Consider the following 13,075-nt stretch of genomic DNA (forward strand, 5'->3'; position numbering starts at 1 on the left):
CCCGCTACTGGATTCCGGCCTGCGCCGGAATGACGGGCAAAAGCCCCCAACTTGAACGCCCCAGTCATTTAGCCAGCGCAAACCCTCGCGGTAAGACCGTTCTTCCTCTAAAATGCCGATTTCCAGCACGGCTGCATCCCATGACCCCCCTGATTTTCGTCACCGGCGGTGTGGTGTCCTCTCTTGGCAAGGGCATCGCCGCGGCGTCGCTGGCTTCCATCCTGGAAGCGCGTGGCCTCTCGGTCACCATGATGAAGCTGGATCCCTATATCAATGTGGATCCCGGCACCATGAGTCCCTTCCAGCACGGCGAGGTCTACGTGACCGACGATGGCGCCGAGACCGACCTGGACCTGGGTCACTACGAGCGCTTCGTCAACACCCGCCTGACTGGCAAGAACTCCATCACCACCGGCAAGATCTACGAATCGGTGATCCGCAAGGAGCGCCGGGGCGATTACCTGGGCGCCACCGTGCAGGTGATTCCGCATATCACCGACGAGATCAAGCACTGCATCCATGAGGCCACCCGCGGCTACGACGTGGCGATGGTCGAGATCGGCGGCACCGTGGGCGATATCGAGTCGCTGCCGTTCCTGGAGGCGATCCGCCAGCTGCGCATCGAGCACGGCCCGGAAAAGGTGATGTTCATGCACCTGACCCTGGTGCCGTACATCAAGGCCGCCGGCGAGATCAAAACCAAGCCGACCCAGCATTCGGTGAAGGAGCTGCGCTCCATCGGTATCCAGCCGGACGTGCTGCTGTGCCGTTGCGAGCAGCCGCTGCCCGATGGCGAGCGCCGCAAGATCGCCTTGTTCACCAACGTGCCCGAGAACGCCGTGATCAGCGCGGCCGACGTGGACGTCATCTACAAGCAGCCCTTGTGGCTGCACAAGCAGGGTCTCGACGAGATCGTGGTCAAGCGCCTGGGCCTGCAGGTCGGCCCGGCGGATCTTTCCTCGTGGGTGCGCACCGTCGAGGCGGTGGAGCATCCCAAGGACGAGGTCACCGTGGCCATCGTCGGCAAGTACGTCGAGCACAAGGACGCCTATAAGTCCCTGGGCGAGGCCTTGCGCCATGGCGGCATCAAGCAGCTCACCCGCGTCAATCTCAACTGGGTTGATTCGGAGCAGGTCGAAGCCGAAGGCGCCGCCAAGGCGCTGGGCAGTGCCGATGCCATCCTGGTGCCGGGCGGCTTCGGCAAGCGCGGTTTCGAAGGCAAGGTACTGGCCGCCAAGTACGCCCGCGAGAAGGGCGTGCCGTATTTCGGCATCTGCTACGGCATGCATGCGGCGGTGGTGGACTTCGCCCGCAACGTGGCCGGCCTGACCGAAGCCGACTCCAGCGAAAACGACCGCAACAGCCCCGATCCGGTGATCGGCCTGATCACCGAGTGGACCACCGCCACGGGTGAAGTCGAGCAGCGCAGCGAGCGTTCGGACCTGGGCGGCACCATGCGCCTGGGCGCGCAGGAATGCCGCCTCAAGGCCGGCACGCTGGCGCGCGAGCTGTACGGCCAGGACGTGGTGCGCGAGCGCCATCGTCATCGTTATGAATTCAACAACCGCTACCGTCAGACCTTCGAAGACCTCGGCCTGGTGATCTCGGGCAAGTCGATGGACGATCTGCTGGTGGAAATCGTCGAGTTGCCGCAGCAGAAGCACCCGTGGTTCCTCGGCTGCCAGGCGCATCCGGAATTCACCTCGACCCCGCGCGATGGCCATCCGTTGTTCATCGGCTTCGTGCAGGCCGCCCGCGAGTTCAAGGCGGTGCGCGAAGGCGAGCGTCTCGCGAAGGAGTCTGTCGCATGAAGTTGTGTGGCTTCGAGGTCGGCCTGGACCAGCCGCTGTTCCTGATCGCCGGCCCCTGTGTGGTCGAGTCCGAGCAGTTGCAGATGGATACCGCCGGCAAGCTAAAGGAAATCACCGGCAAGCTCGGCATCAACTTCATCTTCAAGTCCAGCTTCGACAAGGCCAATCGTTCGTCGGGCAACAGCTTCCGCGGCCCCGGCCTGGAAGCGGGCCTGAAGATCCTCGGCGAAGTGAAGCGCCAGCTCGGCGTGCCCGTGCTCACCGACGTGCACGAATACACGCCGATGAACGAAGTGGCCGCCGTGGTCGACGTGCTGCAGACGCCGGCCTTCCTGTGCCGCCAGACCGACTTCATCCAGAACGTGGCGCGCGCCGGCAAGCCGGTGAACATCAAGAAGGGCCAGTTCCTCTCGCCGTGGGAGATGAAGAACGTGGCCGACAAGGCCAAGGCCGTCGGCAACAACGACATCATGGTGTGCGAGCGCGGCGCCAGCTTCGGCTACAACAACCTAGTGTCGGATATGCGCTCGCTCAGCGTGATGCGCGATACCGGCTGCCCGGTGGTGTTCGATGCCACCCACTCGGTGCAGTTGCCGGGCGGGCAGGGCACCAGTTCGGGCGGTCAGCGCGAATTCGTGCCGGTGCTGGCGCGTGCCGCGGTGGCGGTGGGCGTGGCCGGCCTGTTTGCCGAAACGCATCCCGATCCTTCCAAGGCGCTCAGCGACGGCCCCAATGCCTGGCCGCTGGACAAGATGGAAGCGCTGCTGGAAACCCTGCTCGAACTCGATCAGGTCACCAAGCGGCACACGTTCCTCGAACACACGCTCTGATTCGCTCTCGGGGGAGGCGATTGAAGCGCATCCCCCGCAAATCAGGCAGGATGTTTCCCCCTCGCTTCATTCACCTCGACAAGCTACGGACCCCATGAGCACCGAAATCACCCGCATCCACGCACGTGAAATCCTCGATTCCCGCGGCAACCCCACGCTTGAAGCGGAAGTGACCCTGGCCGGCGGCGGCTTTGGCCGCGCTGCCGTGCCGAGTGGTGCATCGACGGGTTCGCGCGAAGCGGTGGAGCTGCGCGACGGTGACAAGGCCCGCTACCTGGGCAAGGGCGTCAAGAACGCGGTCGGCAACGTCAACGGCGCCATCGCCAGCGCGCTGAAGGGCTTCGATGCCGCCAACCAGGGCGGTCTCGACGCCAAGTTGATCAACCTCGACGGCTCGCCGAACAAGGGCAAGCTGGGCGCCAACGCGATCCTGGGTGTTTCGATGGCTGCCGCGCATGCGGTCGCCGCGCAGAACCGCCAGCCGCTGTGGCAGTACCTCGCCAGCATCAACGGCACCACTGGCAAGCCGGGTGCGCTGCCGGTGCCGATGATGAACATCATCAACGGCGGCGCGCATGCCGACAACAACGTCGACGTGCAGGAATTCATGGTGCTGCCGGTGGGCCTGCCGACGTTTGCCGAAGCGCTGCGCGCTGGCACCGAAATCTTCCACGCGCTCAAGAGCGTGCTCAAGGGCAAGGGCCTGAACACGGCGGTGGGTGACGAAGGCGGCTTCGCGCCGGACCTGCGTTCGAACATCGAAGCGCTCGACACCATCCTCGAAGCGATCGGCAAGACCGGCTACAAGGTGGGCAGCGAGATCCTGCTCGGCCTCGACGTGGCGAGCTCGGAATTCTTCAAGGACGGCAAGTACGACCTGGAAGGCGAAGGCAAGGTCTACACGCCGGAACAGTGGGTCGACGTGCTGGCCAGCTGGGCCAAGCAGTACCCCATCGTCACCATCGAAGACGGCATGGGCGAGGGCGACTGGGACGGCTGGAAGCACCTGACCGACAAGCTCGGCCAGAACATCCAGCTGGTCGGCGACGATCTGTTCGTCACCAACCCGACCATCTTCCAGGAAGGCATCGACAAGAAGATCGCCAACGCCATCCTGATCAAGGTCAACCAGATCGGCACGCTGTCCGAAACGCTGGAAGCCATCGCCATGGCCGATAAGGCCAAGTACGCGGCGATCGTCTCGCATCGCTCGGGCGAGACGGAAGACACCACCATTTCCGATATCGCCGTGGCCACCACCGCGACCCAGATCAAGACCGGTTCGCTGTGCCGCACCGACCGCGTGGCCAAGTACAACCAGCTGCTGCGCATCGAAGAGGCGCTGGGCTCGGCCGCGCGTTATGCCGGTCGCGACGCGTTCCCGAACCTGGCCAAGCTGCCGGGCTGATAGGAGCGCACTCCGCCTATGCTGCGTTGGGTTGCCCTGATCCTGGTCCTCGTCCTGATCGCTCTGCAGGTAAAACTGTGGAGCGGCACGGGCGGCGTGCACGGCGTGGAAACGCTGCGCGCGGCGGTGAAGAAGCAGGGCGAGGACAACGACAAGCTGACCCAGCGCAACCAGGCGCTGGGCGCGGACGTGAGCGACCTCAAGCACGGCGAGCAAGCCGTGGAAGCACGCGCCCGCGCCGAGCTCGGCCTGATCAAGCCAGGCGAGACGTTCTACCAGGTGGTTGAAAAGCCGGGCGCCACGCAGGCGCCCGCGTCCGCCACCTCCACCAACGGCAACCCATGAACGCGCCGCTCTGGTGCGTGGTGCCGGCGGCGGGGCGCGGCACGCGTGTTGGTGGCAGCATCCCCAAGCAATACCTGCCGCTGGCCGGCCGGCCGCTGATCCTGCACACGCTGGAGCGGCTGGCGTCGCATCCCCGCATCGCGGGTCTGATGGTGGTGCTTGGCGACAATGATGCTCACTGGCCGGGTGCCGATCTTCTATACGGCAAGCCTGTGCTTACAACACTGGGCGGTGCAGAACGTTGCGACTCGGTACTGGCAGGCGTGCGCGCCTTGCCACCCGAGGTAAGCGACGACGGCTTCGTACTGGTGCATGACGCGGCGCGTCCCTGCGTGCGCGAAGGTGACATCACGCGTCTGCTCGATCTGGGCATGCCCGCGGGCGGCGGCCTGCTTGGCGCGCCACTGCGCGACACGCTCAAGCGCGCGGACGACGCGGGGCGCAGCGAAGTCACTGAACCACGCGATCATCGCTGGCGCGCATTCACGCCGCAGATGTTCCGTCGCGGCGAGCTCTCGGCCGCGCTGCAGGTGGCTTACGCTGCCGGCGTAACGGTGAGCGACGAGGCCATGGCGATGGAGCGCGCCGGTTTCGCGCCGCTGCTGGTCGAGGGCGCCGAAGACAATATCAAGGTCACCACGGCAACGGATTTCGCACTCGCGGAGTTCCTGTTGTCGCGTATGAAATAAGAGCCCACGAGGCTCCAAGGAGTACCCATGATGCGCATCGGACAGGGCTTCGACGTCCACACTTTCGGCGAAGGCGACCACGTGATGCTGGGCGGCGTGCGCGTGCCGCACACGCACGGCGTGGTGGCGCACTCCGATGGCGACGTGGTGATCCATGCGCTGTGCGATGCCATTTTCGGCGCGCTGGCGCTGGGCGACATCGGCCGGCATTTTCCGCCGAGCCAGGAACAATGGCGCAATGCCGACAGCCGCCTTTTTCTTCGCCATGCGGCCAAGCTGATGCGCGAGCAGGGTTATGCGCTCGGCAACGCGGACGTCACCGTGATCTGCGAAGCGCCCAAGGTCGGGCCCCATTCGCTGGCCATGCGCGAAGCGGTGGCCGACGAGCTGGGTTGCGAACTCGGCCGCATCAGCATCAAGGCCACCACCACCGAAAAGCTCGGCTTCACCGGCCGCGGCGAGGGCATTGCGGCGCAAGCCTGCGTGCTGCTGGTCCTGGCATGAGCGAGGTAGGAGGCCGCAGTTCGGCCTCGCGTCTCCACGATCAGCTGGAGAACATCGCCGAACTGTTGCGGCGGCTGCGCGGCCTTGGCCAGCTGCCGGAACCCGACAGCGACCAGGGTTTTCGCGAAGCGCAGGTCGAGCTGCAGCGACTGCTCGATGCGCTGCATCCGGCCGATATCGCTTATGTGCTCGAGGCGTTGCCCCTGGTCGATCGCCTGGCCGTCTGGCAGCGCGTGAAGGCCGATCGCGATGGCGAGATCCTGCTGGAAGTCTCCGATGCGGTGCGCGAGTCGCTGATCGCGGACATGGACGACCACGAGATCCTCGCGGCCGTCGAACCGCTGGATGCGGATGAACTGGCCGACCTGGTCGAGGACCTGCCCAGCGAAGTGCTGCCCGAACTCATGGCCAGCCTCGATGCGCAGCAACGCGAGCGCGTGCAGGCGGCGTTGTCGTATCCGGACGATCAGGTCGGCGCGCTGATGGATTTCGAGATGGTCACCATCCGCGACGACATCAGCCTGGAAACCGTGCTGCGCTACCTGCGCCGTTTCGACGAGCTGCCCGCGCAAACCGACAAGCTGTTCGTGATCAACCAGGACAACCTGCTCACCGGCGTGCTGCCGCTGAACTGGCTGCTGGTCACCTCGCCCGAGAAGCGCGTGAGCGAGGTGATGGCACCGGACGTCAACACGTTTCATCCCACCGACGACGCCTATGAAGTCGCCCAGGCCTTCGAACGCTACGATCTGGTCAGCGCGCCGGTGGTCGATGGCAACGGCCATCTGATCGGTCGCATCACCATCGATGCGATGGTCGACGTGCTGCGCGAAGAGAGCGAAAGCGAGGCCTTGAACCGCGGCGGTTTGCGCGAAGAGGAAGACGTGTTCGCCTCGGTGTGGAAGTCCATCCGCAACCGCTGGGCGTGGCTGGCGGTGAACCTGGTGACGGCGTTTATCGCCTCGCGCGTGATCGGCTTGTTCGAAGGTTCGATCCAGCACCTTGTGGCGCTTGCCACGCTGATGCCCATCGTTGCCGGCATTGGCGGCAATTCGGGCAATCAGACCATCACCATGATCGTGCGCGCACTCGCACTGGACCAGATCACGCCGGCCAGCGCGCGGCGTCTGTGGGGCAAGGAAATCGCGGTTGCCCTGATCAACGGCCTGGTGTGGGGCAGCGTGATTGGCGTGGTCGCCTGGCTGCTCTATGGCAATTTCCCGCTGGGCGTGGTGATGACCACCGCGATGACGCTCAACCTCGTGCTTGCCGCTTTCTGCGGCGTCGGCATCCCGCTGCTGATGATGCGCATGGGGCGCGATCCGGCACTGGGTTCGAGCGTGATGATCACCGCCATGACCGATTCCGGTGGCTTCTTCATCTTTCTCGGTCTCGCCACGCTGTTCCTGATGTAATGCGCGCCCGCGCTTTTCTTCTTTTTGTTGCCGGCCTCGCCGGTGGAGTCCCATGTCCGATCTCGAACTGCCCTACGCCTATGGCAACCCGCCGCTGACCGCCGTGCTGCGCAGCACGCCCGAAGATTTCCAGGTGGAGGAAATCCTCGGTTACGACGCCGACGGCAATGGCGAGCACGCGTTGCTGTGGGTGGAAAAGCGTGGCGCGAATACCGATTGGGTGGCACGCGAGCTGGCGAAATTCGCCGGCATTCCGCCGCTCAACGTAGGTTATGCAGGGCTCAAGGACCGCCACGCGGTGACGCGCCAGACGTTTTCCGTGCAGCTCGCGGGCAAGCCCGATCCCGACTGGTCGGCGTTTCCCGCCGAGGGCGTGAAGGTGCTGGCGGCGACGCGTCATACGCGCAAGCTCAAACGCGGCGCACTGCGCGGCAATCGTTTCGTGCTGGTGCTGCGGCAGGTCGATGGGGATCGCGCGGTGGCCGATCAGATCCTCAAGCAGATCGCGCAGCGCGGCGTGCCGAACTATTTCGGCGAGCAGCGGTTTGGTCGCGAAGGCGGCAACGTGGCGCAGGCGCGCGCGATGTTTGCGGGTCGACGGGTGGATCGCGACAAGCGTCATTTTTTGTTGTCGGCTGCGCGATCGCACATCTTCAACGCGGTACTGGCGGCACGCGTCGAACGCGACGCCTGGGATTCGCCGATGGACGGTGAGATCTGGTCGCTGGCCGGGTCGCGCTCGTGGTTTGGGCCGGAGCCGTTCGACGCTACGTTGTCGCAGCGGTTGGCCACGGGGGATATTCATCCTTCGGGTCCGCTGTGGGGGCGTGGCGAAACGCCTGCTCAGGCAGAGGTGGCATCGCTTGAAAACGCCGTGGCCGCCGACAATGCCGATCTGGCCGATGGGCTGGTGGCGGCGAAGATGGATCAGGAGCGTCGCGCTCTGCGCATGATTCCGCAGAACCTTTCCTGGCGTTGGCTGGAGGAGGGGACGCTGGAGTTGAGTTTTGAGTTGGCGGCGGGGGCGTATGCGACGACGGTGGTGAGGGAGTTGGCGGTTACGGGGTGATTTTCAGCTCGTCATCCCGGCGCAGGCTGGCAGCATTTCAGCTCGTCATTCCGGCGCAGGCCGGAATCCAGTAGCGGTATAACTCGGTTGTCGCGCTGCCACCGCTTTTGACCTGCCATGGGCTCGCAGGATCCAGAAACTAGTGCTTGTCTGTGGGAGTGCACCCTAGTGCGCGACAAGCCTGCGGAGCGGTAAACCCTGGCGTGGCCGTCGCGTACAGGGTGCGCTCCCACAGTTTCCAGTCGTATCCGGATCGCTGTCGACCGGCACACCAAAGCAGTCACAACCTTACCGCCCCTTCAACAGCACCACCACCGCCCCCGTCCCGCCCTGCATCGGCCTCGCCGACGCAAACGCAACCACATCATCGCGACGCCGCAGCATGCGATCGGTCAGCACCTTCAGCACCGGCCCGGCGGCGCGGGAGCGCAGGCCTTTGCCGTGCACGATGCGGACGCAGCGGATGCCGTTGTGTTTGGCTTCGGCGAGGAAATCGGAGATGCAGGCCTGCGCGGTGGCGGCATTCATCTGGTGCAGGTCGATTTCGTCCTGGATGCTGTACTGGCCGCGTTTCAGTTGGCGCAGCAGCTTGGGTGGATAGCCGTCGCGCAGATAGCTCAGTTCCTCGCCCACTTCGAGCATGGACGGATCGAAGGCCATGTCGAGCAGCTCGCCCGGCACGGCGGCCTCGTCCGCTTCCAGCATGTGCGCCTGGGGCTCGGGTTTGGGCGCGGACGGGGTGGGTTCGACCGGATCGAAGGCACGCACCTGGTCGCCCAAGGCCTCCCGGAAGAGGCGGGCGTCATCGTCGGAGACCGGCGCGGGCGGGCGATGTTTCATGCCTCGAATCCTAATGCACGGGCGTCGCGTCCGTGTCGCGTCCCGGTTGAGCCGTCGACAACGAAACGGCCTGTGAAACGGGGCGCCGGCGGCAGCCCTTTCTGATGTGAAACCGCCGCCCCGGTCCGGTAGACTTCAGGCTTCACACGGCGTGCGCAGTTCCGTCCGCGCCGCCGCGACTGGCCTTGAACGGATCAACATGCGAGTTCTTGTTTCCAACGACGATGGCGTGGATGCACCGGGCATCCGCGTGCTCGCCGAACGCCTTGGCGCGGTCGGTCAGGTCACCGTAGTGGCGCCCGACCGCGATCGCTCCGGCGCCAGCAATTCCCTGACCCTGGATGCCCCCATCCGCGCCCTGCGGATGGACAACGGTTACTACCGCGTTGCTGGCACGCCCACCGACTGCGTCCATCTGGCGCTGGCCGGCATGCTCGACTACGAGCCGGACATGGTGGTGTCGGGCATCAACAACTCCGCCAACCTGGGCGACGACGTGATCTACTCCGGCACCGTTTCGGCGGCGATGGAAGGTCGTTTCCTGGGCTTGCCGGCGATTGCCGTGTCGCTGGTCACCAAGGATCACAAGGGCGAGCACTACGACTCCGCCGCCAATGCCGTGGTGTCGTTGATGCAGCAGCTGCTGGTCGATCCGCTGCCGGCGGACACCATCCTCAACGTCAACGTGCCCGACCTGCCGTGGGATCAGATCCGCGGCTTCGAAGTCACCCGTCTGGGCAAGCGTCACCGTTCCGAACCGTGCATCAAGCAGACCGATCCGCGCGGCAAGGAAATCTGGTGGATCGGCCCTTCAGGCGCCGTCGACGACGCCGGCCCGGGCACGGACTTCAACGCGGTGCATCGCGGCTATATTTCGGTCACGCCCATCCATGTCGACCTGACCCGCTTCCAGGCGCTGGAAAAGGTCAGCAGCTGGATCGGCGGCTTGAACAAGAGTGTGGCCGGCGGCAAGCCGGCTGATGAGGCAGCGTGAGGGCATGAACGTGCATCCTTTGCCGCCATCGGCACTGAAAGGCGAGGGCATGACCTCGCAGCGTGCGCGCGATCGCCTCGCCGTAAAGCTCAAGGAAGAAGGCATCCGCGATCAGCGTGTGATCGACGTGATCCGCAATACGCCACGCCACCATTTCATCGATCAGGCGCTGCATTCGCGCGCTTACGAAAACACCGCGTTGCCGATCGGCCACGGGCAGACCATCTCCCAGCCCTGGGTGGTGGCGCGTATGACCGAAGCGCTGCTGGAGCGTCCCGACGGCAAGCAGGGCGTGCCGCAGAAAGTGCTGGAGATCGGCACCGGCTCCGGCTATCAGGCCGTGGTGTTGGCGCAGATCGTGCCGCAGGTGTTCACCGTCGAGCGCATCGAGGAGTTGCTGCGCCAGGCGCGCCGCCGCTTCCGCCAGCTCGGCCTCAACAACATCCGCTCGCGGCATGACGATGGCAAGCTCGGTTGGCCCGACGAGGCGCCGTTCGACGCGATCATCCTTACCGCGGCCGGCGATGCGATTCCGCATGCCGTGCTCGATCAGCTCAGCCCCACCGGCGTGCTGGTCGCCCCGGTCGGTTCGCCCAGCAACCAAACCCTGATCCGCATGCGCGGCGACGGCCAGGGCGATTTCATCCAGGAAGAACTGGCCGCCGTCAGTTTCGTGCCGCTGCTGGGCGGCATCGGCTGATGCGCTCACAAGGAAACGTTTAAGCATGCGTCTGTTCGGACCGCTTTACGCGCGTGCACTCACGTGGGCGCGCCACCCCAGGGCTGTGTATTACTTGTGCGGCCTGAGTTTCGTCGAGGCTTTCATCTTCCCGATCATGCCGGAAGTGATGCTGGCGCCGATGATGCTCGGCAAGCGCCACAAGGCGTTTTTCTACGCCAACATCAGCCTGCTGTTTTCGCTGCTGGGTTCGCTGGTCGGCTATGCGCTGGGCCATTGGGCCTTCCATGCGCTGTCGCCGCTGCTCGACAGCCTGCATCTGCTGGCGCCGATCGAAAAGGGCGTGGACAACCTGCGCCTGCAGATGAACCAACATTGGCTGGGCCTGTTGCTGGTGCTTGCGCTGGCCGCGTTGCAGCCGGTGGTGCCGATGAAGTTCGTCACCTGGGCGTCGGGCATCGTGGGCGTGCCGGTGATTCCGTTCCTGGTCTGCATGGCGGTGGGCCGTGGCAAGCGCGTGTGGCTGCTGGCCTTGCTCATCCGCATTTTTGGCGAGCGTGCCGAGCGCATCCTGCACAAGCACATCGAGCGCATTGGCTGGGCAGCGCTGGTGATTCTGGCCGGCCTTTTGGCCTGGTGGCTGCTGTCGCGCTGAACGCGGGCCGGCAACGGCATGCGTCCCTCGGAGTCGTACGCATGAAAATGACGCGGCGCCTCGTTATGCTGCTCCCATGAATGGATACCTCCGGTCACTGACCCTGACCACCGTCGTCCTGCTGGCCGCCTGCGGCACCCAGCGCACCGTTGTCGTCGAACCCGCGTCCAGCGGGTCGACGTCGCGCGTCGTCGCGCCAGCCACGCGACCCATGCCGGGCGGCATCTACAAGGTTGCCAAGGGCGACACGCTCTACTCGATTGCCTTCCGCAACGGCGTGGATTTCCGCGACCTGGCGAGCTGGAACCATATCGATTCGCCTTACACGATCTGGCCCGGACAGGAATTGAAACTGTCCTCTCCTGACGGCAGGCCTCCGGCGGCAGCGGCCGTGCATCCCGCACCGGTGGTGGCGACGATCAAACCCGCTCCGCCCACTGCCCATGTCGTGACCCCTGCGCCGGAACCTCAGCAGGGCTTTCAACCGGCATCTGCCTCCACCGCCAATGCCGCCGTAGTAGCGGCTGCACCGGCCGCAACGGCACCTGCCCATGCGCCGACGCTCGCACCGGCTGCCAGCACCACTCCCGTGGTTCCTGTCGCTGGCGCACCCGCTGCCACGGCGGCCAACACGCCGCCGCCCGCGCCGCCGGTACCGGCAGCGCCGGGGGCCACGCGCAGCAATGGTGGCGTGAACTGGCGCTGGCCGGCCGATGGCCAGCTCATCAAGCGCTTCCAGTCGGGCGATGCCATCCCGGGCATCGAGATCGCCGGCAAGTCAGGCGACGCGGTGCGCGCGGCAGCCGATGGCGTGGTCGTGTACAGCGGCAACGGGCTGGTGGGCTACGGCGAGCTGGTCATCGTCAAGCACAACGACAGCTACCTGTCGGCCTATGGGCACAACAGCAAGCGCCTGGTGAAGGAAGGCCAGCGCGTCACGGCGGGCCAGCAGATCGCGGAAATGGGTTCGACCGGCGCATCGCGCGACGAGTTGCAGTTCCAGATCCGCAAGGACGGCAATCCGGTGGATCCGCTGGGCTATCTGCCGTCCAAGTAGCGTGTGGGAGCGCACCCTGTGCGCGACGGCCTCAGGCCTTGAGGCTGGAGCAGTCGCGCACAGGGTGCGCTCCCACAGTTTTCCAGCTAGGCGGGCAGGATGAACGCCGCCACCACGCGCCGGCTTTCGCCTGCCAGCAGGTCATAGGTACGGGCGGCGGCCGCGTTGTCCATCACTTCCACGCCGACACCCTTGCGCAGCAGGCCGGCCATGAAGGCCTGGGCCGGGAAGACCTGGCGTTCGCCGGTACCCAGCAGCACCACTTCGGGCTTCAAGGCGAGGATGGCCTCGATATGGCCGGCGTCGAGTTCGACGGCGGCGGTCACCGGCCAGTTTTCCACCAGCTGGCCGGGCGACAGCAGGAAGCTGCTGCTGAATTCGCGATCGACCACGGTAATGCTGCGAGCGCCGACCCGGCGGATGAACAGGTAACCCTCGGGGCGGTCGAGCGACAGATCCATCGCGGTGGCCCTTAGCGGGGCAGGGCGAGCTTGGGCTCGTCCTCGTTGCGACGGAACAGCACCACGATATGGCCGATCTGCTGCACGTTCTCGGACTGCGTGCCTTCGGTCAGGAAGTCGATCTGCTGCTGGCGCTCTTCCTTGTCGCCGCCCGACAGCTTCACCTTGACCAGCTCGTGTTGGCTCAACGCGAGGTCCAGTTCCTTGCGCACGGCCTCGGTCGCGCCCTTGGCACCCAGCAGGATGACGGCGCTCAGGTCATGCGCAAGGCTGCGCAGGTAGCGGCGCTGCGAAGGGGAAAGTGCCATGCGTTCAGTC

The 13,075-nt window shown here is 65.4% G+C and carries 15 protein-coding genes; 12 read left to right on the forward strand and 3 right to left on the reverse strand.

Annotation, left to right across the window (positions count from 1 at the left end):
• Window positions 1–140 precede the first annotated feature (140 nt).
• The 8 genes from pyrG to truD all read left to right on the forward strand — a co-directional run bounded on the left by pyrG (window position 141) and on the right by truD (window position 8,071).
• Window positions 141–1,811: a CTP synthase gene (gene pyrG / locus ISP20_RS08530; RefSeq protein ID WP_204635618.1), complete on the forward strand. Its 1,671-nt coding sequence runs from the start codon at window positions 141–143 to the stop codon at window positions 1,809–1,811.
• Window positions 1,808–2,641 (forward strand): 3-deoxy-8-phosphooctulonate synthase, encoded by an 834-nt coding sequence (gene kdsA / locus ISP20_RS08535; protein WP_204635619.1) that lies wholly within the window; start codon window positions 1,808–1,810, stop codon window positions 2,639–2,641. Before pyrG ends, kdsA begins: the two co-directional genes overlap by 4 nt.
• Window positions 2,642–2,735: 94 nt before the next feature.
• On the forward strand, window positions 2,736–4,049 hold the full coding sequence (gene eno / locus ISP20_RS08540; RefSeq protein WP_204635620.1) for a phosphopyruvate hydratase: 1,314 nt from the start codon (window positions 2,736–2,738) through the stop codon (window positions 4,047–4,049).
• Between the two features lie 18 nt (window positions 4,050–4,067).
• Window positions 4,068–4,394 (forward strand): cell division protein FtsB, encoded by a 327-nt coding sequence (ftsB, locus tag ISP20_RS08545; RefSeq protein WP_204635621.1) that lies wholly within the window; start codon window positions 4,068–4,070, stop codon window positions 4,392–4,394.
• Window positions 4,391–5,083, forward strand: coding sequence for a 2-C-methyl-D-erythritol 4-phosphate cytidylyltransferase (gene ispD / locus ISP20_RS08550; RefSeq protein WP_204635622.1), 693 nt, complete (start codon window positions 4,391–4,393; stop codon window positions 5,081–5,083). Before ftsB ends, ispD begins: the two co-directional genes overlap by 4 nt.
• 30 nt (window positions 5,084–5,113) lie before the next feature.
• The gene (gene ispF, locus ISP20_RS08555; RefSeq protein ID WP_275586789.1) at window positions 5,114–5,587 is read left to right on the forward strand and encodes a 2-C-methyl-D-erythritol 2,4-cyclodiphosphate synthase; all 474 of its coding nucleotides are present in this window, start codon (window positions 5,114–5,116) and stop codon (window positions 5,585–5,587) included.
• A complete protein-coding gene (mgtE, locus tag ISP20_RS08560) occupies window positions 5,584–7,002 on the forward strand; it encodes a magnesium transporter (protein WP_204635624.1) in 1,419 nt (472 codons plus the stop codon). Before ispF ends, mgtE begins: the two co-directional genes overlap by 4 nt.
• 52 nt (window positions 7,003–7,054) lie before the next feature.
• Window positions 7,055–8,071, forward strand: coding sequence for a tRNA pseudouridine(13) synthase TruD (truD, locus tag ISP20_RS08565; RefSeq protein ID WP_204635625.1), 1,017 nt, complete (start codon window positions 7,055–7,057; stop codon window positions 8,069–8,071).
• Window positions 8,072–8,359: 288 nt separating this feature from the next.
• Here the strand turns inward: truD and ISP20_RS08570 are convergent, their stop codons facing one another.
• Complete coding sequence (locus tag ISP20_RS08570) at window positions 8,360–8,911, reverse strand: Smr/MutS family protein (RefSeq protein WP_204635626.1); 552 nt, start codon at window positions 8,909–8,911, stop codon at window positions 8,360–8,362.
• A 199-nt stretch (window positions 8,912–9,110) separates the two neighbouring features.
• Here ISP20_RS08570 and surE point away from each other — a divergent pair, with 199 nt between their 5' ends.
• The 4 genes from surE to ISP20_RS08590 all read left to right on the forward strand — a co-directional run bounded on the left by surE (window position 9,111) and on the right by ISP20_RS08590 (window position 12,296).
• Window positions 9,111–9,905 carry a 5'/3'-nucleotidase SurE gene (surE, locus tag ISP20_RS08575; RefSeq protein WP_204635627.1) on the forward strand — a complete coding sequence of 265 codons (795 nt, stop codon included), beginning with the start codon at window positions 9,111–9,113 and terminating at the stop codon, window positions 9,903–9,905.
• A 4-nt stretch (window positions 9,906–9,909) separates the two neighbouring features.
• Window positions 9,910–10,605 carry a protein-L-isoaspartate(D-aspartate) O-methyltransferase gene (locus ISP20_RS08580; RefSeq protein ID WP_082121017.1) on the forward strand — a complete coding sequence of 232 codons (696 nt, stop codon included), beginning with the start codon at window positions 9,910–9,912 and terminating at the stop codon, window positions 10,603–10,605.
• Window positions 10,606–10,630: 25 nt separating this feature from the next.
• On the forward strand, window positions 10,631–11,239 hold the full coding sequence (locus ISP20_RS08585) for a YqaA family protein (RefSeq protein ID WP_046971491.1): 609 nt from the start codon (window positions 10,631–10,633) through the stop codon (window positions 11,237–11,239).
• 76 nt (window positions 11,240–11,315) lie between these two features.
• Window positions 11,316–12,296 carry a peptidoglycan DD-metalloendopeptidase family protein gene (locus tag ISP20_RS08590; RefSeq protein WP_204635628.1) on the forward strand — a complete coding sequence of 327 codons (981 nt, stop codon included), beginning with the start codon at window positions 11,316–11,318 and terminating at the stop codon, window positions 12,294–12,296.
• Window positions 12,297–12,382: 86 nt separating this feature from the next.
• On the opposite strand, the gene ISP20_RS08595 is transcribed toward ISP20_RS08590, so the two are convergent.
• Complete coding sequence (locus tag ISP20_RS08595; protein ID WP_204635629.1) at window positions 12,383–12,757, reverse strand: Mth938-like domain-containing protein; 375 nt, start codon at window positions 12,755–12,757, stop codon at window positions 12,383–12,385.
• Window positions 12,758–12,768: 11 nt separating this feature from the next.
• On the reverse strand, window positions 12,769–13,065 hold the full coding sequence (gene yhbY, locus ISP20_RS08600; RefSeq protein ID WP_204635630.1) for a ribosome assembly RNA-binding protein YhbY: 297 nt from the start codon (window positions 13,063–13,065) through the stop codon (window positions 12,769–12,771).
• Window positions 13,066–13,075: the final 10 nt, after the last annotated feature.

Origin of the sequence: Dyella kyungheensis (assembly GCF_016905005.1) — a bacterium.
GTDB lineage: Bacteria > Pseudomonadota > Gammaproteobacteria > Xanthomonadales > Rhodanobacteraceae > Dyella > Dyella kyungheensis.

Bases quoted from the DNA above. Each gene is read 5' to 3' on its own strand.
- pyrG (WP_204635618.1), top strand. From the start codon at position 141: ATGACCCCCCTGATTTTCGTCACCGGCGGTGTGGTGTCCTCTCTTGGC.
- kdsA (WP_204635619.1), top strand. From the start codon at position 1,808: ATGAAGTTGTGTGGCTTCGAGGTCGGCCTGGACCAGCCGCTGTTCCTG.
- eno (WP_204635620.1), top strand. From the start codon at position 2,736: ATGAGCACCGAAATCACCCGCATCCACGCACGTGAAATCCTCGATTCC.
- ftsB (WP_204635621.1), top strand. From the start codon at position 4,068: ATGCTGCGTTGGGTTGCCCTGATCCTGGTCCTCGTCCTGATCGCTCTG.
- ispD (WP_204635622.1), top strand. From the start codon at position 4,391: ATGAACGCGCCGCTCTGGTGCGTGGTGCCGGCGGCGGGGCGCGGCACG.
- ispF (WP_275586789.1), top strand. From the start codon at position 5,114: ATGCGCATCGGACAGGGCTTCGACGTCCACACTTTCGGCGAAGGCGAC.
- mgtE (WP_204635624.1), top strand. From the start codon at position 5,584: ATGAGCGAGGTAGGAGGCCGCAGTTCGGCCTCGCGTCTCCACGATCAG.
- truD (WP_204635625.1), top strand. From the start codon at position 7,055: ATGTCCGATCTCGAACTGCCCTACGCCTATGGCAACCCGCCGCTGACC.
- ISP20_RS08570 (WP_204635626.1), bottom strand. From the start codon at position 8,911: ATGAAACATCGCCCGCCCGCGCCGGTCTCCGACGATGACGCCCGCCTC.
- surE (WP_204635627.1), top strand. From the start codon at position 9,111: ATGCGAGTTCTTGTTTCCAACGACGATGGCGTGGATGCACCGGGCATC.
- ISP20_RS08580 (WP_082121017.1), top strand. From the start codon at position 9,910: ATGAACGTGCATCCTTTGCCGCCATCGGCACTGAAAGGCGAGGGCATG.
- ISP20_RS08585 (WP_046971491.1), top strand. From the start codon at position 10,631: ATGCGTCTGTTCGGACCGCTTTACGCGCGTGCACTCACGTGGGCGCGC.
- ISP20_RS08590 (WP_204635628.1), top strand. From the start codon at position 11,316: ATGAATGGATACCTCCGGTCACTGACCCTGACCACCGTCGTCCTGCTG.
- ISP20_RS08595 (WP_204635629.1), bottom strand. From the start codon at position 12,757: ATGGATCTGTCGCTCGACCGCCCCGAGGGTTACCTGTTCATCCGCCGG.
- yhbY (WP_204635630.1), bottom strand. From the start codon at position 13,065: ATGGCACTTTCCCCTTCGCAGCGCCGCTACCTGCGCAGCCTTGCGCAT.